Raw genomic sequence first — 19,761 nt, forward strand, 5'->3', positions numbered from 1 at the left:
GCCATGTGAAATGCATCTTGCAATCCTGATGACCAACACGGACGAAAGCGAATTTGCGCAGGTGCGTCCCAAAGATGGTGAAAAATTCACTAGGTTGATCAACGAGGTAAGGCCCACATGGTCATGCACAACCTTTTCCGTAAAGGACGGTGTGTTCCCAAAAGATATTGCTCAGTTTGATGGCGTCCTGATTACCGGAAGCCCTGCTTCGGTGGGCGAAGGCGCCGAATGGATCGCGCGTTTGCTGGAGCTGATTCGGGAGATCGACGCACGGAAAATGCCGATGTTTGGGGCCTGCTTCGGGCATCAGGCGATTGCCGTTGCGCTGGGCGGCGCGATGGAACGCAATATGGACGGTTGGGTGCATGGTCACGTGTTTGTCGAGCAAGCCCCGTTGCCATGGGGCGATAACCACCCGCGGGTCGGGCTTTATGCCAGCCACATCGAACAGGTTACGGCGTTGCCGGACGGGGCGACTGCGGTTGCCAGCGGGCCCGGATGCCAAATCGCTGGGTATGTGAAAGGGCAGCACATCTATTCTACGCAGTACCACCCGGAAATGAGCGACGCGTTCATTGCAGATCTGGTGGAGCATACGGCGGATTACGTCGGTGCCGAAGTGACGCAGGTGGCGCAGGCCTCACTGGCGAACACAGCCGACCGGGCCATATTTGCCGAGCAGATTGTTCAGTTTTTCGAATGGGCGTCAGAATAGGGGGCCAGCCACCGTCGCCGATGGCGAACTCCCCCGGGGTATTGGGGAAAAATTGAGAAAAGAGGGTGTTGATTTCTTTGATCTTGAGGGTCGTGAAAACTTCAGTTGATTAGCTGAGCGCGGCGAGCAGATCCATTGCGGTGACTTGATCAAATTGCACGTGGCGCGCCATGGCGGTTTCCGCCGCCGCAGCATCACGGGCGATGATCAGGGTGGTGATCTCACGGTGTTCGCTGGCAGAGGCGGCAATGGCGCCGACATAATTGTATCGCGCGCGATAATAGGCCATCAGCTTGCGCGCATTAGTTTTGATCATCTCCAGCAAAAAGGGATTGCCAGCGGCCTCGGCTACGGTTTTGTGGAATGTGAGATTGAGCTGGTAATACCCATCCGGATGGCCGTCCCCCTTGGTTGCTGCATGGGCTTCGCAGGCGGCGGTGATTTTCTCGAGGCGGCTTTGCCCCTCGGTTGAGAGGCGGCGTGCGGCGAGGGCAGCGGCCTGACCTTCGAGCTTGGCGTGCACTTCGAGAATCGCGAGGAATTCTTCGAGTGTCGGTTTGAACAGCGTCACCCCTTTGCGGGGTTGACGTATCAGAAGGCCAGAGGCTTCGAGATGGATCAAGGCCTCGCGCACCGGAGTGCGCGACACGCCAAGGCGCTGGGCGAGCGTTTGCTCGTCGAGCCCGTCGCCGGGATTGAGTTCGCCAAGATCGATGTCGCCCAGAATGGCTTGCACAATATTTTGGGTCTGTCCTGCCATGGTGACTTGATCACCGAAAGGCGTGTGTTTGTCTAGGGTTTGATCATTGCCTTGGTTTTTGCTGAGACCGCGCGTGCTGTGTTTGCGAGCATCAGAGTGTCGACGCCTACCGCGACAAAGGTCACGTTCATGTCGATATAGGTTTGCGCGCCCTGCTCCGAGAGTGTCAGGATACCGGAGGCCTTGTCCGATGCGTTTATGCGGGTAATGGCATCCGCGATTGCGGCGACAACTTCGGGTGCATCAGCCTTGCCGGGAAAACCCATATCGGCAGAGAGATCCGCAGGGCCGATGAAAACGCCATCCACGCCCTCGACCGCAAGAATGTCATCCAGATTATCCAGGGCGGCGCGGCTTTCGGCCTGCACGAGCAGGCAGATTTCGTCATTGGCGTTTTGAACGTAACCGTCATACGAGCCAAACCCTGTTACGCGCGCGCCGGTGCCGCCCATGCCGCGAATGCCATGCGGCGCATAGCGGCACGCCCGCACCAGTTCGCGCGCCTGTTCGGCGGTATCCACCATCGGAACCAGAACGGTTTGCGCGCCAAGGTCGAGCGCCTGTTTGACGAGGCGTGTTTCACCAATGGGAAGCCGCACGATAGGGTGGCTGTCGCTGCCCGCAATGGCGACCAATTGGTCTCGGATCGAGCGCATGTCATTGGGGCCATGTTCGCCGTCGATCAAAAGCCAGTCGAAACCAGTCGTCGCCATCAATTCGGCGCCAGCACTTTCACCGAGGGCAAGCCAGCATCCGATTTGCTGGCGCTTGGCGGCGATGGCGGCTTTGAACGTATTCTTTGGAGCAGGCATGGCGTTTCCTTCAGAATTGGCAGGTGACAGACCCAAACGCACCGAAATCCGCATGGATCAGGGCGCCGGTCGGGCATTCAATGGGGCTGATGAAAGACCCGGACAGGATGACTTGTCCAGCCTCGATGTGTTGCCCGTAGGTGTGCATGCGGCGTGCGAGCCAGACAATACCTTCAACCGGATCGTTGAGTACGCCCGCGCCGAGGCCGGTCTCCTCAACCTCGCCATTGCGCGACACGATGGCGCCAACCCAGCGCAGATCGGTTGTTTTGGGGTCGTGACGTGCCATACCCAGCACGATGCCCGCATTGGCGGCGTTGTCGGACACGGTGTCGGTGATGATACGTGTCTGACCCGTCGCGGGATCGCTGCGCAAAATGCGTGTGTCGAGGATTTCGAGGCTGGGCGCGACGTAATCGGTGGCGGCGAGCACGTCTTGGCGCGTGGCGTCTTTGCCACCCAACGACGATTTCATCACAAAGGCAATCTCTGCCTCAATACGGGGTTGAATGAAGCGCCCGGTGGGGATGGTAGCACCATTCGCAAATGCCATATCATCAAACAGCACACCACTGTCGGGGATGTCGATCCCAAGCGCGCGCTGCATGGTTTTTGAGGTCAGTCCGATCTTCCAGCCCATCACGCGCCGGCCTTTAGACAGTTTTGCCGCCATGAGTTCAGACTGAATGGCATAGGCATCGTCCAACGTCATGTCGGGGTATTGCAGGGACAAAAGCCCCATTTGTTCACGCGCTTCCTCGGCACGGAGCAGGGCGTGTGCGGCTGTAGCGTGTTGGTCAGGCGTCATGCCTCGTCCTCGATGCCGTTGCGCAAGGTGCCAATGCCGTTCACCTCAACCTCAACCACATCGCCGGGTTGGAGATATTTGGGTGGGTCAAATCGCGCGCCCGCCCCGGTAGGGGTGCCGGTCACGATTATATCGCCGGGGCGCAGTGTCATGAATGTTGAAATATAGGCGATCTCTTCGCGGATCGGGAACATCATACGGCTGAGAGTGTCATCCTGACGAACCTCGCCATTCACGCGGGTAATGATGCGCGCGTCGTCTAGCTGTGAGGCATCGTGAAAGGGGACAAGCCAAGGTCCCATCGCGCCGGAATTGTCCCAGTTTTTGCCTTGGGTCACATTGAATTTGGCATGCCGCACCCAATCGCGAATGGTGCCTTCGTTACACAGCGTCAGCGCAGCGATGTGGTCATAGGCGTCTTCGGGTTTGATCCTGCGTCCGGCCTTGCCAATCACCACAACCACCTCGCCTTCGTAATCTAGCGTGTGGTTTTCCGGCGGGCGCACAAGGTTCCGTTCATGGCCAACAAAGCCCGAGATAAACCGGGGAAACAGCGACATGTGCTTAGGTTGCGCTGTGCCGTCCTTGTACTCGGCGTTACGATCGGGGAAATTGACGCCAACACATAGAATGCGGGCAGCATCCGGAAGCGGAGGTTGATAGGTGAAGTCAGTATGTGTGATCGCGCGCCCGGCGGCGGCCACGACCACCTGATCCAGCGCGCCCGCCTCTATCACGGCGCGCAAACACGGCAAGTCAGGGAAGTCACGTGACAGCGCCACAAACCCCTCGTCGACGATCGCGCCATAAAGCGCCTCTCCGTTTGCTACAACGCTTGCCAGTTTCATGTTGTCCCCTGTCTTCATCTCGCCAAAAATACTTGGAATTCGCCCCTACGGCGCAATGATCGGCTGCGCCTTTAGCGCGGACTCTTCAACACTTGCCCCTTCAAACGTTGAGCCATGTTCAAACCAGGACCGTGGCGCTGGCGCGCCCCAAAGAGTTTGACGCTGAGGATCCTTAAGATCCCATTTGATCGGCTCCAGGTCAGGGTCAACTGTTTGATAATCCGAACAATAAATTTCGATCCGATTCCCATCCGGATCAAAGATATAGAGAAAAAAAGCGTTTGAGATGCCGTGCCGTCCAGGGCCGCGCTCGATGCTATCGACCCAGCCGGTCGTTGCCATCAGGTCAAGCAAATCAATAATTGCCATCGGTGTCGGCACCCAAAAGGCCGTATGATGCAAGCGGGGTCCGGTGCCATTGGTGAAGGCAACGTCATGCACGCCACCTTTGCGGTGCATCCATGCCGCCCAAACCTTGCCGCTGTCTGCATCCTCGGTAAACTCGGTCGTGCGAAAACCCATTTCGCTATAGAACGCCACTGCGCCGTCCACATCCGCGCTGAACATGTTGAAGTGGTCGATGCGTAGCGGGCGCACACCACGATAAAGTTTATACTCCTGATGGATCGGCGCGAGACGGTCCATTTTGACGTAAAACTCCAGCGGAATACCCCACGGGTCACGGGTGCGCAGAGTTTTGCCCATAAACGGGCGGTCCACCCATTCGACCGGCAGTCCCTTGGACGCAAACCACTCGGCGGCTTTCTCCAGATCCGGTTCGTCATACAGCTTAAAGCCAAGCACACTTACGCTAGAACTGTCCGATTGCACGAGCACGATACAGTGGTGCCCACGTTCCTCCAATGCGCGAAGGTAGATATGGCTGTCGTCTTCATGCGTGACCTCAAGTCCAAGTGTATCGACGTAAAAGGCGCGGGATTTGATCAGATCGCGTACATGATACTCTACGTGGCTGAGGCGCACGATGTTAAAAGGCGGATAGAGGACCGGTGCAGGGACGGGCATTGTGTGGCTCCTTTTTCGCGGTTCACATATGATCGCGGATTGTACCCGTTTTGGGCGACAGGGCGGGGTCGATATCGCGCATTTCAAGCGAGAGAGCGATGGGATGGGTTGCCATGACGGGGGCGATAAATGCGCGCGTGACCTCAAAGAGGCGCTGGGTTGCATCCTGTTTCACGTCATCAGGGCGCCCGGCACGCAGACGGATAGAGATGTCGATAAAGCCATGTTTGGGATTGCCATCGGCAATTGCATAATGGTCGGCGCGAAAGGCGCGGACCCGTATTCCAGGCGTGGGAAAGGCGTCGATTTCTGAGGCCGTTGCGCGAATGGTGTCGCACAACGCTTGTATATCAAGCAGCTCGTCCAGATTGGCCGAGTATTCGACACTGAAATGAGGCACGGCTTCCTCTCCCACATAGTTGTTCACATGTTAAGTAAGTTTGCGCCGCGGAGTCAAGGTGAGAATTGTGATCCGAAAATGGAGCGATGGAGGGGCATACCAAAGATGCGCCGGATAACCTCGGGCGCACCGCTGAATTGGGTCATTGAAACATCACTGGCTGGCGCGATGTTGGGATCAACTCAGCCGTTGCAAGAGCGCCAGTGATGGATCGCCTGTCGGTGTCAGCCCAATACTGCTTTGATACGCGCTGATCGATTCGCGCGTTTTAGGCCCGATCACACCATCTGCGCCGCCGGTGTCAAATCCACGACCGGTTAAGCGTTTTTGAAGGGCGATGCGATCGTCCTTGGTCAACCCGTATGCGTCTGGCGGGAAACTGCCGCGCAAGGGGCCTGCGCCGCCGATACGATCGGCAAGGTGGCCAACGCCAATCGCATAGGAATCGGAGTTGTTGTAACGTTTGATGGCATCAAAGTTGCGCGTGACCGAAAACACCGGGCCACCGGCTTGGGGTTGCAAATCACGCCCTGACGGCGCGCCATATCCCTTTTCCCCGCCCCATTTTTGGCCCGCGACCCAACCGCTGCGCTTGAGATACGCGGCGGTCGAGGCCAGCGCATCAGAGGGGTCTTCGGACCAGATGTCGCGTCGCCCGTCACCGGTGAAATCAACGGCAAAAGCCTGAAACGAGGTGGGAATGAACTGCGTATGCCCCATGGCGCCCGCCCAGCTGCCGGTCATCCGATCGGCTGTAATGTCGCCATTCTGCAGGATCTCAAGCGCAGCAATGAGTTGTTTCTCAAAGAATGCGCCGCGTCGCCCATCAAAGGCCAGTGTCGAGGTGGCCGAGATGACCGGAACGTTACCGCGCCGATCTCCGTAAAAGCTCTCAAGGCCCCAGATTGCACAGATAATTTCGGCATCGACGCCGTATGTGCGTTCAAGAGACTGCAAGGTGCTACGATGTTTGGAAAACGCCGCGCGCCCCTGTTCGACGCGTTTGTCCGACGCGGCGATGGCGAGGTAGTCTTCAAGGCTGCGTTTGAACTCAACCTGATTTCGATCCCGTTCGATGACACCGGGAAGATAGCCGGTGCCGCGAAACGCCGCCGATAGGGTCGTCTGCGAGATACCTTGTGCCGCAGCGCGGGTGCGAAAATCGCGAACCCACGCGTCATAGGCCGGATTGGGTGTCGGGCGCAGGTCGGCTGAAAGGCCCTCTGCGACAGAAATTGTGCTGCGTTCCGGGGTGCGCAGAGCCTGATTGGTACAGGCTGACAGGCCAAGTGCACCCAGCCCTAGGGTAAAGTGACGTCTGTTGATGCTCATCTCTCTGATCCGCTGATTTGTTTGAAGTGCGGTATTTATTGCCATCACAGTGACAGGTTTGCCGCGACGGGCCAAGGTACAGATTTCGCCTTGGCACAGGATTGCCTGTCAGCGTAGTTGGAAGAGGGGCCAGTTGTGTGGCGCCGTTATTAATCAAGGAAAGACAGTATGATTGAGCGAAAGCACACGGGCCAGCGGATGAGCAAGATCGTCAAACATAACGGCACGGTCTACCTGTGCGGACAGGTTGGTGTCGCCGGCGAGAGTGTTGCGGAACAGACTGCCGAATGTCTGCGCCGCGTTGATGCATTGCTGGTGGAGGCGGGATCGTCGCGCGAGCAAATTTTGCAGGCAATTATCTGGGTGGCTGACATGGCCGATTTTGCGGAAATGAATGCAGTTTGGGATGCCTGGGTGCCCGAAGGCCATGCACCGGCGCGGGCCTGTGGCGAGGCCAAGTTAGCACGCCCTGAGCTGATGGTTGAAGTGATTGTTACGGCTGCCTGTGACTAAGTTTTGACAAAAAAAGGGACAGCTCGAAAGCTGCCCCTCCCCCTAGCGAAACTGTTTCGGCAGTTACCCGATCAGCTGGGCCTCGTGACGCTTAAGCGTCAGACGGGCCGCGGTGTAGTTCTCAAGGCCTTCGCTTTCGCGAAGTTCTGGGAACAGCGAGTAGATTTCCTCGCGCTGGTCGTTGTCGATGCCGTTGATCGAGTACTCACCGGGCTGGAAGCTTTCGCTCCATGCGCCATCGGCCAGAACAACTTCGTGGCTTTCACACATGATGTGGATGTAGTCCACACCAACCGTGTCGATCTGCTGAACACCGTCCAAGTGGGTCAGGTGCTTGGCGGCCACCAGAACTTCGCGCTCATCAAAGAGCAACTCTGCCTGCTGGGACACCAGCAGCATACGGTGGCTTGGTGAAACCATCATGTCGCGCTCGGGCTGGTTCGGTCCCAGTGCGCCCTGTTTGATCAGGATCGGACGCAGCTGAGGGCGCGCCATCAGTTCTTTGCCTGAAAGACGCTTGGAGCCTGTCCAACGCAGTTCCTGCAAGCCGTTATCGCGGGTTACAACCTTATCGCCCGGCTGGAGCTGTTCCACGGGAACTTCGCCCATTGGGGTCAGAATACGTGTACCCGGTGTGAAGCACACAATAGTAGGCCCGTCGGGTTCCTGCGCGATATTTTCGATGTTGAGAAAACGGGTAACGCCGGTGTCGTTGCCATCGGCATCGACAAAAGTGATTGTGCCGTTTTCAGGGTTGTCAGCATCAAATTCGACACGAGTGGTGCCACCCGGGTTCACACGCTCGGCTACGTCGAGCAGATAGATCGAGTCAAAGTCGACACCACCCTCGTTACCGTCGATCGTATCGCCGGGGCCGAAGTAAACAAAGGTGTCCTGATCGTCGCCGCCGAACATCTGGTCGACACCTGTCAGACCGATGATGGTGTCGTTACCTTCCTGACCATAGATCATGTCATCGCCTGCACCACCGATCAGAAGATCGTCAGCATCGACCGCCGGTGGCGGTGTATTGGGCGAGGTGAAGAACACGTCGGTGACGGTTACGTCAGAGGGTTCGTCATCCAAATTCAGGTGCACGATTTCAATGCGTGCTGCCGGGCCAGGAATTTCGACCAACACCGAGTTATCGGGGTTGTCAGCGGCACCTGAACTTCCACCCGCCAGAGCAGCTTCGTCACCTGGAAACCCGTCAATATTCTCAAGACGAAGATTTGTTGTCGGTGTCGTCGTCAAGACGACTTCGATCTGATTGCCCTCTGCATCCCAAGCGCGGATTTTTACAGCTGAATCATTGTCGATGTCGTTGACCCGAAACTGTACGTCTTCCACTGGATCAGAGAAATCGAGGAAGTACTCGCTGCGTTCCTGGAAATCCACGGTGGATTGCATCGAGCTATTTGGGTTCGTAGTTTCCGAACCACCGTCGATTCCGCCAAGAAGTTGAGGATCGTTTTCAAAGTTGGTGTCAACGCGGAAATTGGTCCCTTGCGTGAAGGTCACATCGACTGAGCCCGTGTCCTGCACGAGAGGGCCATCGCCAATGGGATCACCATCCGCAGGTGAACCCAGATCGCTCCAGTTGAAGCTTTCACGCGAACCGCCGCCAGGTGTTGGGGTGGGCTCCGTTCCGGGAATGTAGTCCCCATAGATCGTGTCATCACCTGCAGAAGCAAAAACCGTATCGTTGCCGCCTTCGCCTGCAACCAAATCGTCGCCGGGAGCTTCGGTGCCATCGTAAGGGCCGAGTGTGTCAGAAACGATCAGATCATCATCGTCGCCACCAAGAACCGTATCGTTACCCATACCACCGAATATCGTGTCGTCGCCTTCACCGGCTTGAATTGAGTCGTCGCCGTCTCCGGACGAAATAACGTCATCACCGTTGGTTACGGAATCGCCTTCAGAGTCGGTAAAACCAACATCAATATTGTCGTCGTTTTCTGTTCCGTCCACGATGCCGGGACCAGTAGGATCAGCCATAATAAACCTCATTTACTTTTCCACGCCGCCGAACCGGTCGCCCAGGTATTACACGCGCTTAAAACACTCTCAGCGCCGCCCACACAGCGGATCAAGACATCGCGAAGATGCTTCAGTTGTCGATTGGCCGCCCCAAGCCAGAACTCCCGCCCCCCAGTTGGACGTGTCCCAAATATGGGCCATCCAGACCGCCGTTCAAACAAAAACCTGCCCAATTTGGCAAAAAAACATGCAATTTGTCTTTTTTTGGACCGAGATGCTTTGCCCTTTTTTCAAGGGTTTGGCGGGTGATTGTTTCCCGAATGCGGCGAAAATCGGGCGTGAAAAACCGACAGGGATGTCCAATTCGCGCCACAATTCCGCCTTTTTTTACTGGGCTGCCTGAAAATATGGGATTTTGCGACAATTGGCGTTTCCAGTACGGAACCAATAGGCTTTGGGCAAAACCGTAAATCGAGGGTTTTGCAGTCCATTTGAGTGCAAGAGTGATTGGGTTCGTTGAGGAAACAAAGACTGTAAAAAACTGCACATTGATAACCGAACTGCGACACCATCGATTCGAACCAACCAATTTCGAAGGTGCGAGGCCTTTCCCGAGCTTGAAAATACTAACAAAGTATTACTCGGGATGAAGCGTTGAGCCTGTCCCGTTTAGTTCACTTGTTCATGCAGTGGGAATCGTCGTCTGCATCGAGCCACGTTCTGCAAATGTGCCGTACCAGGCCGCCAGCCCATCGCGTCCTTTGCGCCAGTCGCGATCAGCATGGCGAAAATCCAGATACCCAAGCGCACAACCGACCGCGATGTGGCCAATGGTGTCTGGACCGTAAAGATGGCTCATCCAGCGTGCATTAAGAGCGTCCAGTGCGCCTGATACCTTTGACCATTGCGCATCAAGCCATGGTTCATAAACCATATCGGCGGGGCGCAGCCGATGTTCGTACACCATTAGTACAGCCGCATCGAGCAACCCATCTGCTGTTGCTTCAAGCGTCAGGACATCCCAGATCGCGTCTTCGGGATATAGGTTGGCCCCAGCACGCGCCGAAAGAAACCGACAAATGACGCGGCTGTCATGCAGGGCCGGCCCATCAGGGCGCACGAGCGCCGGTATCTTGCCCAGCGGGTTGGCCGCCGCCGCTTCGGATGCAGTCTTTAACGGCGTTGTCGCAACATCGACCAATTCCACGGCATCCTGCTGGTCGGTTTCAATCAATGTCACGCGGACTTTGCGCACGAAGGGCGATGGCGGTGAATGGATCAGCTGCATGTTTGGTTATCCTTGGTCAGAGTCAGCAAAGGAGGATTGCATGAGCGCAGCAAGCGCGCGGGTGTCTTGGCCAAGGGCTTGTCCGTATACTTCCTGTGCAGCGGCAAGACGTGCCTCGGCCTGTTTGTTCTGATTGAGTTTCCAAGTTCCGTCGATGTCAGTCACCGAAAGGCGAAACGGCTGGATCATGCGCGTCATCCGATCGAACACCTCGGCTGTCATCTTGTCACGTGTCCATGGTGCCTTTGGCAAAAGCTGTGCTTCAAAATGCGCGCTTAGGCGATCAAGCAGAGCTGGCAATACATCCTGTGGCAACGGCTCAAGTGTACCAGACAAATGTACGGCAACATAATTCCATGTTGGCACCTGATCTGGAAGGTCATACCAATCTGGCGAAATATAAGCGTCAGGCCCGGAAACTGCGATCTTTGCTTGGACCACACCGGAAATTGCACGCGCCATGGGGTTTGAGCGCACAAGATGCAGTTCGGCCTGCGTTCCATCCTCGGACAGAAGGAAAGGCACATGAGACATCAACGGCATTTTGGAGTTCGACATTGCAAGCAGGCCAAACCCCCGCTCGCGGGCGAATGCCACGTTATCTTGGCGCGTGGTGGTGCGGAATGTGGGATTTGGATGCATCGCTTCTTTCGGACTTAGTGTCGGTTGGATGTTGCAGCGCTTAAAGAACATTGGCAAGGTGCGCGTGTTCTCAGGGCGGGGTGCAATTCCCCACCGGCGGTAAGCGGGGGGATCCCGTAAGCCCGCGAGCGGCGCTAGGGTATCCCGGCGTGTCTAGCAGATCTGGTGCAATTCCAGAGCCGACGGTGATAGTCCGGATGGAAGAGAACGTACAACGGGTGTGCCCTGATCGGGGCGGGCTTGGTTGTTCGTGATCGCCTTGGGTGACGTGTCTATGTTCACGGAGGTTATGAAATGACACACACCCGATTTGCTTTCATCAAAGCACAATGGCATGCGGAAATCGTGGATCAGGCGCTAGCCGGGTTTTGCGAGCTTATCCCATCTGAACAGGTTGATGTGTTTGACGTGCCCGGCGCGTTTGAGATGCCACTCCTTGCACGCGACCTCGCCACAACAGGGCGCTATGGCGCAGTGGCTTGCGCCGCTTTTGTCGTCGACGGTGGGATCTACCGCCATGAATTTGTCGCGCAGGCGGTGGTAGACGGGCTGATGCGCGCAGGTTTGGATAGTGGCGTGCCGGTTCTTTCGGTTTCGCTGACGCCGCACCAGTACCAAGAGACCGAGCATCACACGGCGATCTATCGGTCGCATTTTGTCGAAAAGGGGCGCGAGGCGGCCCAAGCCGCGCTCAGTGTCCTGAAAGCGCGCAGAGCTATTGGCAACGTGATCGAGCGGAGCGCCTGACGGCGCACAGGTTACTGAGGGGCAGGCTGGGCCTGCCCCGACGGCCAGACGATCTGATGATCAAGAAGTGTCACGGGGTCACCTTCCTGCCAGATTGGCAATTTGGGCATAATGTCGGAGAAAAGTCCGGACGCGAGAAACGTTTCTAGCCAACGGCGCGTACTCGCGCCGGCGTCAACGTCAAAGCGCGGCTTATCAATAAAAGCGAACTGTCGCACAAAAGGAAGAATGGCCATATCAGCGATGCTTGGCTTGTCTCCAAACAACCAGCTTTGGCAGTCAATCTGCGCATCAAGACGCACAAGAAAGTCCATCGCCTTTTTGCGGGACATGTCCGGGCTCAAATCCGGATATCGGGTGTGATACTTGGTGCTATCCAGCGCTTGCTTAAACGGGCCATCGGCCTCTTTGATCAACTCAAAACCTACATTGGGCATGTCGAGCCAGCCGTTGGGGTCATTCTGACCCAATGCCCACATCATGATATCGAAACTTTCGTCCATCACGACGGACCCGACTTTCAGGCAGGGCACCGTTGCGCTTGGAGACGTCTCGAGAAACAACGCCGCCTTGTCCCGCAAGAGCACTTCGCGCAGTTCCACCCGGACACCTGCAATCGCGACCGCCAATCGCGCTCGGATCGCATAAGGACATCGCCGAAAGCTGTAGAGAATAGGTAAACTCATACGCCCCCCCCAATTTCATCTCGCTGTAAATACTTTGGGGTCCGGGGCAAAGCCCCGGCCATGCCCAACCAGCGGAGCGGCCAAAGGCCGTGACAATGGGCGGGAGCGCTCCGCATCACGCAGTCAGCTGGCCAGAAGCTGTGCCGGTAATCACCGCGCTTACAATGGCGCCTTCTGTTTGCGGAATGGCAAAAGACACTTCGGCAAATTGTTCAGTCCGGCCCATATTCGGGTTTTCCATCAGCACCTGATGTACCCGCCCTTTTTGCGTGGCGAGATGTTGGGTCACTTGCCGCTGACCTACCTCGCGCAGACGGGCTGCGCGTTCTTTGATAACATTGCCATTCACTTGATTGGGTATCTTGGCCGCCGGGGTGCCTTCGCGTTTGGAATACGGAAAGACATGCAACCACGTCAGGTCGCAATCCGTCACCAGCTTTAGCGAATTGTCAAAATGCGCTTCAGTTTCGGTTGGGAAACCGGCGATGATGTCGGCGCCAAAGGTCATGTCGGGGCGCAACCTGCGGGCTTCCTCGCAAAACGCAATTGCGTCGTCGCGCAGGTGGCGCCGCGCCATGCGTTTCAGGATCAGATCATCACCATGTTGCAACGACAAGTGCAGATGCGGCATCAGGCGCGGTTCCGTGGCAATCGCTTGCATCAGCGCGTCATCGGCTTCGATTGAATCAATCGAACTGATCCGCAAACGCGGCAAGTCCGGCACCAGCTTAAGGATACGCAACACCAGATCGCCCAATCGGGGCTGTAATGGCAGATCCGTCCCCCAACTGGTCATATCGACCCCGGTCAGCACCACCTCGTTAAATCCCTTTTCCACGAGCCGCTTGATCTGATCCACCACAACTCCCGCAGGGACAGAACGCGAATTGCCACGGCCATAAGGGATGATGCAGAACGTACACCGGTGATCACAGCCGTTCTGAACTTGCACATAAGCGCGGCTGCGGGTGCCAAATCCATCGATCAGGTGGCTGGCTGTTTCGGTGACGGACATTATGTCATCGACGACAACTTTCTCGGTCTCGCCAATGAAATCCGCGGCCATACCCAGCCATGTTTCCGGGCGCATTTTTTCGGAGTTGCCAATGACCTTGTCGACCTCGCCCATGGCTGCAAACGTTTCCGGTTCGGTCTGTGCTGCGCAGCCCGTCACAATAATACGCGCCTGAGGGTTGTCCCGGCGCAAGCGTCGGATTTCCTGGCGCGCCTTGCGCACGGCCTCGGCGGTCACAGCGCAGGTGTTTACCACAACGGCATTGTCCAGACCGGCCTCTTCGGACATGGCCTTCATCGCTTCGGTTTCATAGGCATTCAGCCGACATCCGAGCGTGGTGAACTTGGGCGGCGCGCCCATCAGGCGCTCTCCAGAAAATCGGCAGTGAAGACACCGGAAAAAACATGCATCGTAGGGCCGGTCATCCAGACGCCATCTTCAGCCCAGTCAATCCAGAGCGTGCCACCATCCAGGTCGATCCGCACTTTGCGCCCGGTCAGTCCGCGCCGCGCCGCCGCGACTGCGGTTGCGCAGCTGGAAGAGCCAGAGGCCAATGTGATACCCACGCCCCGTTCCCAAACGCGCATACGGATATGATCCGGTCCAATAATCTGAGCCACCTGCACATTGGTGCGTTCCGGATAGAGCGGATGATGCTCAAGCGCCGCACCAAATGCCGCCAGATCCACCGCCTCGGCATCTTCGACAAAGAACGTGCAATGTGGGTTGCCCATGCCGGTCGCTGTCGGCGCGCCGTCCATCGGCAATTCCAGCGTATCCATCTCATATGCAAGCGGAATCTCGTGCCAGCTAAACTGTGCTTTACCCATATTGACAGAGGTTAGTCCATTGCCGGCGTCCCGCGCCAAAAGCGTTCCACGATCAGTTGTAAGCACAAGCTCATCCGCGCCGGTCTCGTCCATGATATGGCGCGCAATACACCGGGTCGCATTCCCACATGCCGCCGAGGTGGAACCATCCGCGTTATAAAATGTCAAATGCGCGTCATGTGCACCGTCGCTGATTAACGCGAGCTGATCAAATCCAACACCACAGTGGCGATGGGCAATTGCCGTGACCTGCTTTGACGTCAATTCAACTAACTGCGCGCGCGCGTCGACAACGACAAAATCGTTGCCCAGCCCATGCATTTTCATGAAGGGCAAACTGGTTTGGCCTTGGGTGCTCATGGCGGGCATATACGCCTGTTGAACGGCACTTTCCAGACCATGCAATTTTTTATTCAGAATCAGCTTGACCCCCCCCGGATCCCGGCATAGTAACCGCGCCACAGAGTGGGCCGTTAGCTCAGTTGGTAGAGCAACTGACTTTTAATCAGTGGGTCGCAGGTTCGAATCCTGCACGGCTCACCACTGTTTTCAAAGACTTACGAGACGATCTCGCGCCTGGCACTCAATTTGGGTAAGCGTAGGGTAAGCGAGTGCGCCCATTTTTTCCTTTACATTCGCCCGAGGGTTGCATGACTCTGCAGGCAAGGGAGGAACTGATGGGACACATCAGGCTTGGCACTTTGCCTCGGTCCAGGAAGTGGCGCGAGGTCGTTGATCTGATCGCAACCGATGCGTCGGTGGAAGAGATCGCCGAGGCGGCGGCTGATGCATCCGACAAAGATCTCTCGCGCGCGAGTCGTGACCCTAGGTTTCAGTTTGTAAGCGATTTGCTGGTGAGGTTGCCTTTGCTTGCGAGGGCTCCTGGCTTCGAAGACGCTCTGGCTGATCTTGGTGTCGACGGATCGGAGCTTGCCTCTGTGACAGGGCTGCTCGCGGGGTTGGATCGTGCCATTGATCGCAACAGCTTCGATCTCCGAAGTTCCTCAGATGCAGGAGAATTGGCGAAGGTCGCGCTCTTGGAAAGCCTTTCCGTTCAGCTGCACGACCGGTTGCCATCCCTGTTTGAACCGACACCGCAAGAAATTCGCCAAGCACTCGCGAGCTTCGCCTCGGGCGATGCATTTGCGAGACTCTCGCGGGATTTCTTTGCCCGGCTGACATACCGCTCGCTAGACTACTATCTGAGCCGGGAACTCGCCAATCACACTGGCGAGGATCGACGCTTTTTCACCGATGCACAGCGAGTGAAATTTCAACAAGCCCTCGCCCAGCACACATTTGAAGTGTCTAGAATTGTCGAAGAATATGCGGGCGGCTGGTATGGCAAAACCGTCTGGCAGAAGCAGGCGCTTGATCGCGATGCAATAGACAAGTTCACAGCTTACGCGTTCAAAAAGATGCGCTCGGAGTTTGGGCGCCGTCGCGCCGTTGTCTAAAGTTGAAGTCAGATGGTTGCCGCCCCTGACAAAAAGCGGCGGTGATGAAGTCCTGCGTCTCGACATTGCTGGCCGCGAAGTAGCAATGACGCTGCGGATTGGACAATTGAACCGTCAATTAGTCGAGGGCCTGCAGGATCGTGCACTCGATTTGCTGGAGATTGCCGCGCTTGTCTATTGCGCGGACGCGGCAGTCAGCCGTGGTGGCCCGGCGGATCAGAAGATGGGTGAGAAGTGGCACAGACGGTTCGTAGCCACCATGCCGGTACGCGATCTGAAGTTCTGGCAACGTGAGAGCGTAATACAGGCTCTGGAAGAAACGTTGATGTTTCTATCCGGCGACCGCTTTGAATTTTCTTTTTCGACCAAAGACGAACAGGATGCAGAGCGATCGCGCTTCTTCAAATTTGGCCGAAATAGTTCATGGAAGCCCCACCGCGTCCTGATGTTTTCCGGCGGGCTCGATTCCTTTGCGGGCGCTGTGGAAGAAATCGTAGAACAGAAGCATCGGGTTGCTTTGGTCAGTCATGCCTCGTCCACGAAAATAGCGCCGGTCCAGAAACGGCTGATCTCAGTGTTGAGCGAACGGTACGGACCGGAAACGTGCCGTCACATTCCCATGACCGCCCAGTTGAAGAGCCGATCGACCGCGGAAAGAACGCATCGCACACGCTCATTCTTGTTTGCGGTACTTGGGTCGATCACTGCAACGGCCTTCGGACTGGACCGCGTGTCGTTCCATGAAAACGGGGTCGTGAGCCTCAACCTACCGCCGGTTGGCAACGTCGTTGGAACACGAGCGACGCGAACCACGCATCCAAAGACACTGAAGCTGTTCACCGATTTTCTGCGGCTTGTTTTTGAAAATGACATGCGGGTCGACAATCCATTCTTTGCTCGGACAAAAGCAGACGTTGTGGAACGTATCTCCCATCTTGGCATGGCAGACCAGATCGTTGAGACGCGCAGTTGCGCTGATGTGCATAATCAAACCCATCAATACTTCCATTGTGGGCGCTGTTCGCAGTGTATCGATCGGCGGTTCGCGATGCTTTCAAAGGGGTTGGAGCGATTTGACCCGGAAGATGCCTATCGCGTGGACCTTATGTCGGACGCTCGACCGAACGGGACCGACCGGGAGATGGCGTTGTCCTACCTACGCAATGCAGTGTTCTTCGAGAACGCCACACCAGATGCGCTGACCCGGAGTTTCCCGGTTGTTCTGGACGCGGTCAATCATCTCGACAGTCCACCAGACACAGCAATGTCGATGATCGCAGATTTGCTTAACCGCCACGGCAAGGCGGTCACATCTGTCATGCGCAGAACTCTCGAAAGCAAGTCACCCGGCGAGTTCCCAGAACAGAGTTTGCCAAGACTATATGGCGAGATGCAGAGCGCCTTGCCCTTGCCTTTCGTACCAGCTGCCTCAGTTGATAAAACGAGAATGAGAAACTACCGCTGACCATAGAAATCGACAAAACCTCACGTTTGGTTTTGATCGGCGAACATATTGAGCTTAAGAAAAACGCCTCAGCGGATCTGTTGATCGTTTTGGCTGAAGAGTGGCTCCGTGCGGCAGGCAAAGGTCTCGAACCTTTGGAGTTTCCCTGCTTGAAGTCTGGCGACCTCGTCGAAAAATTAGGCGTTGAATCCGACGAAGTCGTTAGGCGGAGAATACTGACCGCGCGAAGAACGATTGCAAAGAGATTCGAGTCCGCTGGTCTGTCAGTTGATAAGCCCGAAGAGTTGATCGAAAATCTCTCTTGGAACGGATACCGGCTTGCTCCTGAACGCGTGGTCGTTCGGGTGCGTCACCGGAGCTGATCATTCATCAATAACCGCGTCCTCGTCTGGCAACGGTCCACGGCGGCGATACCGCCCCATCAGTTCGACCTGACGACCAGGTGAAACGGAACCATAGGAGCTGAACGTCGTCATCACGTCGTTGTGTCCCATGTTCTGCGACCAGGCTTTGTAATCCTCTGGTGTCCTGCAGTGAAGTTTTGCCAGCTCTGCGATCGTATCTCGCACGCGGTGCGGCGAAAACGGTGGCAACCCGGCGTCGACGAAAGCCTGCTTGAAGATCCTGGCTGCAGACGACGGGCCTGCCCACGGCTCGCGCGCGATGCCCACCGCCTGGAAGCGCCTCGACGGGCCAACAGCGACGCGCGTCTTTGGGAACAGAGGATCCGTGTCCGAGAAAAGATGGTCCTGACGAAGCTCCGTGATCCAGTCTCGCAGAATCCTTTCGACATCATCACCGAAGGGAAAGAAGCTGGTCGTGAAGGACTTTCCAAACTTTGTATCCACGGAACGGCCGTCAAACTGCACGCATTTATGGGCTAGATCGACATGACGCAGCCGTACGGTGATGGCGGCACCTTCACGTGATCCGGTCAAGAAAAGGAAGGCGATCAGGGCGCGGTCACGGCGCTGGACCACTGTTTCTGAAGGCATGATGGACAACAGGTGGTTTACTTGTTCAGGGGACGGATGCGGCTTCCACATGGTGCTGCGACGGGCCTGTTCCGATTTGCGATCCGGCGTGAGATAGGCAATGTCTGCGCGCGAGATCCTGGACTTATACCCCGGTTGGTCCGCCATCCAGTCAAAAAGCTTCATGACGTCGCGCAACACAGCGTTGATCGTAGCTGCTGACAGTGGCGCGCCCGTACGTTCATTGCGCAGACCTTGCAGATGGCGTTTGAACGCGCGCGCCCTTTCTGAATGGAACGCCCTGTAGTCCTTACCTTTGAGCCATCTGTCATAGATGGCAATCGACGCTGCAGCTTTGTCGATCGAAGATTGCGACAGCCCCTTTGCGTCCTTCAGCCAGACGAGGTTTTTGCGCTTGATACGCAGGTTATTCGAGGTGTGTTTTGACATGGGTCTCGGGCTCCTCTTTCAAGGTGACTTTTGAATGGGGTTCAGTACAGGACACTAATCTTGGGGAGGCTTTTTGAAGTGTGACCTCCACTTTGGCCTGAATGGCTTCCAAATCTGAACGGCGAATGATCTTGTTCATGACCGCACCACACGTCGGACAGAGGGCTGTTAGGCGGCCGCTGGAAGCCGTTTCCTGAACGTAATCCGCAATCTTGCCGTCAGGTTCACGCGGACCTCTGCAACTGAGGCAGTAGCAGTGATGCAATGTCAGCTTGCACCGCGCCTTGCGTTGTCTTTGTCCGAGGAACTCCTTGAGCACATGTCCTTCGATCAACCACGGTTTGCTGCTGGTATCGGCCGCAAGTCCGTTGTTCCCAATCCAGCGAATGACGGTTTGGCGATGGCATCCTAAAACGTCCGCCACCTCCCAGACCGTGTAGACAAGGTGCGATTTTACTTTATGAGCGGGGAAAGACTTTGCCATTACACACCCTCCCCGGAAATCGGTCCGCATGTGTTCTGGCAGATCTGGGCCTCTTCATAGGCTTCGATCACGCTTTCATCGTACAAAACGCGCGCGCCGATCTTCAAAAACTTGGGACCCTTTCCGAGCCACCGCCACTGCTCCAGCGTCCGCGGCGACATGTGCCACCGCTCCGCCAGCTGATCTTGTGTCAACTTGGGCATATATCAACCTCAATTACTCACTGCGGCACGAGGAAGTTCGGTCCGCTTCTGCGATTAATTCTGGAGGCTGTTTGGCAAGGAGTATGTGGCAGTTGCTGACCAAGGCGTGACCGTCACACCGGTTAAGTAATTGATATATAATGCTCCGCATTCGGAAGATGTGACGCATCCGCAAAATGCGTGACGTCACCATCCAAACCGAATGGGAATCAACTTCTGCAAATGGACTGCGGTTTCAACGGGTCGACGCAACACTTTAATCTTTTTGGAAAGATGGAGTGTTGATCATGAAGTACCGGACGCGGACGTTTTATACGGACAAA

At 56.3% G+C, this 19,761-nt stretch carries 23 protein-coding genes, 1 tRNA gene and 1 riboswitch; of the genes, 7 read left to right on the forward strand and 17 right to left on the reverse strand.

Going from position 1 to position 19,761, the window contains the following annotated elements:
* The first annotated feature begins 10 nt into the window (after positions 1–10).
* Positions 11–715 carry a type 1 glutamine amidotransferase gene (locus CLV88_RS17750; protein ID WP_106609750.1) on the forward strand — a complete coding sequence of 235 codons (705 nt, stop codon included), beginning with the start codon at positions 11–13 and terminating at the stop codon, positions 713–715.
* A gap of 109 nt (positions 716–824) precedes the next feature.
* Here the strand turns inward: CLV88_RS17750 and CLV88_RS17755 are convergent, their stop codons facing one another.
* The 7 genes from CLV88_RS17755 to CLV88_RS17785 form a co-directional block, all read right to left on the reverse strand.
* Positions 825–1,475: a GntR family transcriptional regulator gene (locus tag CLV88_RS17755; RefSeq protein WP_106609751.1), complete on the reverse strand. Its 651-nt coding sequence runs from the start codon at positions 1,473–1,475 to the stop codon at positions 825–827.
* A gap of 32 nt (positions 1,476–1,507) precedes the next feature.
* Positions 1,508–2,287, reverse strand: coding sequence for an HpcH/HpaI aldolase family protein (locus tag CLV88_RS17760; protein WP_106609752.1), 780 nt, complete (start codon positions 2,285–2,287; stop codon positions 1,508–1,510).
* A 10-nt stretch (positions 2,288–2,297) separates the two neighbouring features.
* Positions 2,298–3,095 (reverse strand): 2-oxo-hept-4-ene-1,7-dioate hydratase, encoded by a 798-nt coding sequence (gene hpaH / locus CLV88_RS17765; RefSeq protein ID WP_106609753.1) that lies wholly within the window; start codon positions 3,093–3,095, stop codon positions 2,298–2,300.
* A complete protein-coding gene (locus CLV88_RS17770; RefSeq protein ID WP_106609777.1) occupies positions 3,092–3,943 on the reverse strand; it encodes a fumarylacetoacetate hydrolase family protein in 852 nt (283 codons plus the stop codon). The genes hpaH and CLV88_RS17770 overlap by 4 nt, the downstream gene beginning before the upstream one ends.
* A 45-nt stretch (positions 3,944–3,988) precedes the next feature.
* A complete protein-coding gene (gene hpaD / locus CLV88_RS17775; RefSeq protein WP_106609754.1) occupies positions 3,989–4,969 on the reverse strand; it encodes a 3,4-dihydroxyphenylacetate 2,3-dioxygenase in 981 nt (326 codons plus the stop codon).
* 22 nt (positions 4,970–4,991) lie between these two features.
* The gene (locus CLV88_RS17780; RefSeq protein WP_106609778.1) at positions 4,992–5,369 is read right to left on the reverse strand and encodes a 5-carboxymethyl-2-hydroxymuconate Delta-isomerase; all 378 of its coding nucleotides are present in this window, start codon (positions 5,367–5,369) and stop codon (positions 4,992–4,994) included.
* A 177-nt stretch (positions 5,370–5,546) separates the two neighbouring features.
* Positions 5,547–6,701 carry a lytic murein transglycosylase gene (locus CLV88_RS17785; RefSeq protein ID WP_106609779.1) on the reverse strand — a complete coding sequence of 385 codons (1,155 nt, stop codon included), beginning with the start codon at positions 6,699–6,701 and terminating at the stop codon, positions 5,547–5,549.
* 168 nt (positions 6,702–6,869) lie between these two features.
* Here CLV88_RS17785 and CLV88_RS17790 point away from each other — a divergent pair, with 168 nt between their 5' ends.
* On the forward strand, positions 6,870–7,214 hold the full coding sequence (locus CLV88_RS17790; RefSeq protein WP_106609755.1) for a RidA family protein: 345 nt from the start codon (positions 6,870–6,872) through the stop codon (positions 7,212–7,214).
* Positions 7,215–7,277: 63 nt separating this feature from the next.
* Here CLV88_RS17790 and CLV88_RS17795 read toward each other — a convergent pair whose 3' ends face one another.
* The 4 genes from CLV88_RS17795 to CLV88_RS17805 all read right to left on the reverse strand — a co-directional run bounded on the left by CLV88_RS17795 (position 7,278) and on the right by CLV88_RS17805 (position 11,127).
* Complete coding sequence (locus CLV88_RS17795; protein WP_106609756.1) at positions 7,278–9,227, reverse strand: Hint domain-containing protein; 1,950 nt, start codon at positions 9,225–9,227, stop codon at positions 7,278–7,280.
* Positions 9,228–9,327: 100 nt separating this feature from the next.
* The gene (locus tag CLV88_RS22860; protein ID WP_133169989.1) at positions 9,328–9,744 is read right to left on the reverse strand and encodes a hypothetical protein; all 417 of its coding nucleotides are present in this window, start codon (positions 9,742–9,744) and stop codon (positions 9,328–9,330) included.
* Between the two features lie 135 nt (positions 9,745–9,879).
* On the reverse strand, positions 9,880–10,485 hold the full coding sequence (locus tag CLV88_RS17800) for a glutathione S-transferase (protein ID WP_106609757.1): 606 nt from the start codon (positions 10,483–10,485) through the stop codon (positions 9,880–9,882).
* 6 nt (positions 10,486–10,491) lie between these two features.
* Positions 10,492–11,127, reverse strand: a complete 636-nt coding sequence (locus CLV88_RS17805) for an FMN-binding negative transcriptional regulator (RefSeq protein ID WP_106609780.1) — start codon at positions 11,125–11,127, stop codon at positions 10,492–10,494.
* 62 nt (positions 11,128–11,189) lie between these two features.
* Positions 11,190–11,340: riboswitch (FMN riboswitch) on the forward strand.
* A gap of 81 nt (positions 11,341–11,421) precedes the next feature.
* Between CLV88_RS17805 and CLV88_RS17810 the strand changes: the two genes are divergently transcribed.
* Entirely contained in the window at positions 11,422–11,874 is a 453-nt protein-coding gene (locus CLV88_RS17810; protein WP_106609758.1) for a 6,7-dimethyl-8-ribityllumazine synthase, read from the forward strand.
* 11 nt (positions 11,875–11,885) lie between these two features.
* Here CLV88_RS17810 and CLV88_RS17815 read toward each other — a convergent pair whose 3' ends face one another.
* The 3 genes from CLV88_RS17815 to dapF form a co-directional block, all read right to left on the reverse strand.
* Positions 11,886–12,560 carry a glutathione S-transferase gene (locus tag CLV88_RS17815; RefSeq protein WP_106609759.1) on the reverse strand — a complete coding sequence of 225 codons (675 nt, stop codon included), beginning with the start codon at positions 12,558–12,560 and terminating at the stop codon, positions 11,886–11,888.
* Positions 12,561–12,675: 115 nt separating this feature from the next.
* A complete protein-coding gene (mtaB, locus tag CLV88_RS17820; RefSeq protein WP_106609760.1) occupies positions 12,676–13,935 on the reverse strand; it encodes a tRNA (N(6)-L-threonylcarbamoyladenosine(37)-C(2))-methylthiotransferase MtaB in 1,260 nt (419 codons plus the stop codon).
* Positions 13,935–14,774 (reverse strand): diaminopimelate epimerase, encoded by an 840-nt coding sequence (dapF, locus tag CLV88_RS17825; RefSeq protein ID WP_106609761.1) that lies wholly within the window; start codon positions 14,772–14,774, stop codon positions 13,935–13,937. The genes mtaB and dapF overlap by 1 nt, the downstream gene beginning before the upstream one ends.
* A gap of 98 nt (positions 14,775–14,872) precedes the next feature.
* Between dapF and CLV88_RS17830 the strand changes: the two genes are divergently transcribed.
* The 4 genes from CLV88_RS17830 (at position 14,873) to CLV88_RS23405 (ending at position 17,689) form a co-directional block, all read left to right on the forward strand.
* A tRNA-Lys gene (locus CLV88_RS17830) sits at positions 14,873–14,948 on the forward strand.
* 134 nt (positions 14,949–15,082) lie between these two features.
* Entirely contained in the window at positions 15,083–15,862 is a 780-nt protein-coding gene (locus CLV88_RS17835) for a hypothetical protein (RefSeq protein WP_106609762.1), read from the forward strand.
* 106 nt (positions 15,863–15,968) lie between these two features.
* Positions 15,969–17,327, forward strand: a complete 1,359-nt coding sequence (locus CLV88_RS17840; protein ID WP_243403712.1) for a 7-cyano-7-deazaguanine synthase — start codon at positions 15,969–15,971, stop codon at positions 17,325–17,327.
* Between the two features lie 26 nt (positions 17,328–17,353).
* Positions 17,354–17,689 (forward strand): hypothetical protein, encoded by a 336-nt coding sequence (locus CLV88_RS23405; RefSeq protein WP_243403713.1) that lies wholly within the window; start codon positions 17,354–17,356, stop codon positions 17,687–17,689.
* On the opposite strand, the gene CLV88_RS17845 is transcribed toward CLV88_RS23405, so the two are convergent.
* The 3 genes from CLV88_RS17845 to CLV88_RS17855 are packed head-to-tail and all read right to left on the reverse strand — an operon-like array spanning position 17,690 to position 19,438.
* On the reverse strand, positions 17,690–18,751 hold the full coding sequence (locus CLV88_RS17845; RefSeq protein WP_106609763.1) for a tyrosine-type recombinase/integrase: 1,062 nt from the start codon (positions 18,749–18,751) through the stop codon (positions 17,690–17,692).
* Positions 18,729–19,235, reverse strand: coding sequence for a helix-turn-helix domain-containing protein (locus CLV88_RS17850; protein WP_106609764.1), 507 nt, complete (start codon positions 19,233–19,235; stop codon positions 18,729–18,731). The genes CLV88_RS17845 and CLV88_RS17850 overlap by 23 nt, the downstream gene beginning before the upstream one ends.
* Complete coding sequence (locus tag CLV88_RS17855) at positions 19,235–19,438, reverse strand: helix-turn-helix transcriptional regulator (protein WP_106609765.1); 204 nt, start codon at positions 19,436–19,438, stop codon at positions 19,235–19,237. The genes CLV88_RS17850 and CLV88_RS17855 overlap by 1 nt, the downstream gene beginning before the upstream one ends.
* Between the last annotated feature and the right edge of the window lie 323 nt (positions 19,439–19,761).

It is taken from the genome of Shimia abyssi (genome assembly GCF_003014475.1).
Classification (GTDB): domain Bacteria; phylum Pseudomonadota; class Alphaproteobacteria; order Rhodobacterales; family Rhodobacteraceae; genus Shimia; species Shimia abyssi.

Coding starts and splice junctions, on each gene's coding strand:
- CLV88_RS17855 (WP_106609765.1), bottom strand. CDS start 19,438: ATGCCCAAGTTGACACAAGATCAGCTGGCGGAGCGGTGGCACATGTCG.
- hpaH (WP_106609753.1), bottom strand. CDS start 3,095: ATGACGCCTGACCAACACGCTACAGCCGCACACGCCCTGCTCCGTGCC.
- CLV88_RS17850 (WP_106609764.1), bottom strand. CDS start 19,235: ATGGCAAAGTCTTTCCCCGCTCATAAAGTAAAATCGCACCTTGTCTAC.
- CLV88_RS17760 (WP_106609752.1), bottom strand. CDS start 2,287: ATGCCTGCTCCAAAGAATACGTTCAAAGCCGCCATCGCCGCCAAGCGC.
- CLV88_RS17845 (WP_106609763.1), bottom strand. CDS start 18,751: ATGTCAAAACACACCTCGAATAACCTGCGTATCAAGCGCAAAAACCTC.
- dapF (WP_106609761.1), bottom strand. CDS start 14,774: ATGCCCGCCATGAGCACCCAAGGCCAAACCAGTTTGCCCTTCATGAAA.
- CLV88_RS17800 (WP_106609757.1), bottom strand. CDS start 10,485: ATGCAGCTGATCCATTCACCGCCATCGCCCTTCGTGCGCAAAGTCCGC.
- CLV88_RS17755 (WP_106609751.1), bottom strand. CDS start 1,475: ATGGCAGGACAGACCCAAAATATTGTGCAAGCCATTCTGGGCGACATC.
- hpaD (WP_106609754.1), bottom strand. CDS start 4,969: ATGCCCGTCCCTGCACCGGTCCTCTATCCGCCTTTTAACATCGTGCGC.
- CLV88_RS17835 (WP_106609762.1), top strand. CDS start 15,083: ATGGGACACATCAGGCTTGGCACTTTGCCTCGGTCCAGGAAGTGGCGC.
- CLV88_RS17770 (WP_106609777.1), bottom strand. CDS start 3,943: ATGAAACTGGCAAGCGTTGTAGCAAACGGAGAGGCGCTTTATGGCGCG.
- mtaB (WP_106609760.1), bottom strand. CDS start 13,935: ATGGGCGCGCCGCCCAAGTTCACCACGCTCGGATGTCGGCTGAATGCC.
- CLV88_RS17815 (WP_106609759.1), bottom strand. CDS start 12,560: ATGAGTTTACCTATTCTCTACAGCTTTCGGCGATGTCCTTATGCGATC.
- CLV88_RS17805 (WP_106609780.1), bottom strand. CDS start 11,127: ATGCATCCAAATCCCACATTCCGCACCACCACGCGCCAAGATAACGTG.
- CLV88_RS17790 (WP_106609755.1), top strand. CDS start 6,870: ATGATTGAGCGAAAGCACACGGGCCAGCGGATGAGCAAGATCGTCAAA.
- CLV88_RS17785 (WP_106609779.1), bottom strand. CDS start 6,701: ATGAGCATCAACAGACGTCACTTTACCCTAGGGCTGGGTGCACTTGGC.
- CLV88_RS17795 (WP_106609756.1), bottom strand. CDS start 9,227: ATGAGGTTTATTATGGCTGATCCTACTGGTCCCGGCATCGTGGACGGA.
- CLV88_RS17750 (WP_106609750.1), top strand. CDS start 11: ATGCATCTTGCAATCCTGATGACCAACACGGACGAAAGCGAATTTGCG.
- CLV88_RS17810 (WP_106609758.1), top strand. CDS start 11,422: ATGACACACACCCGATTTGCTTTCATCAAAGCACAATGGCATGCGGAA.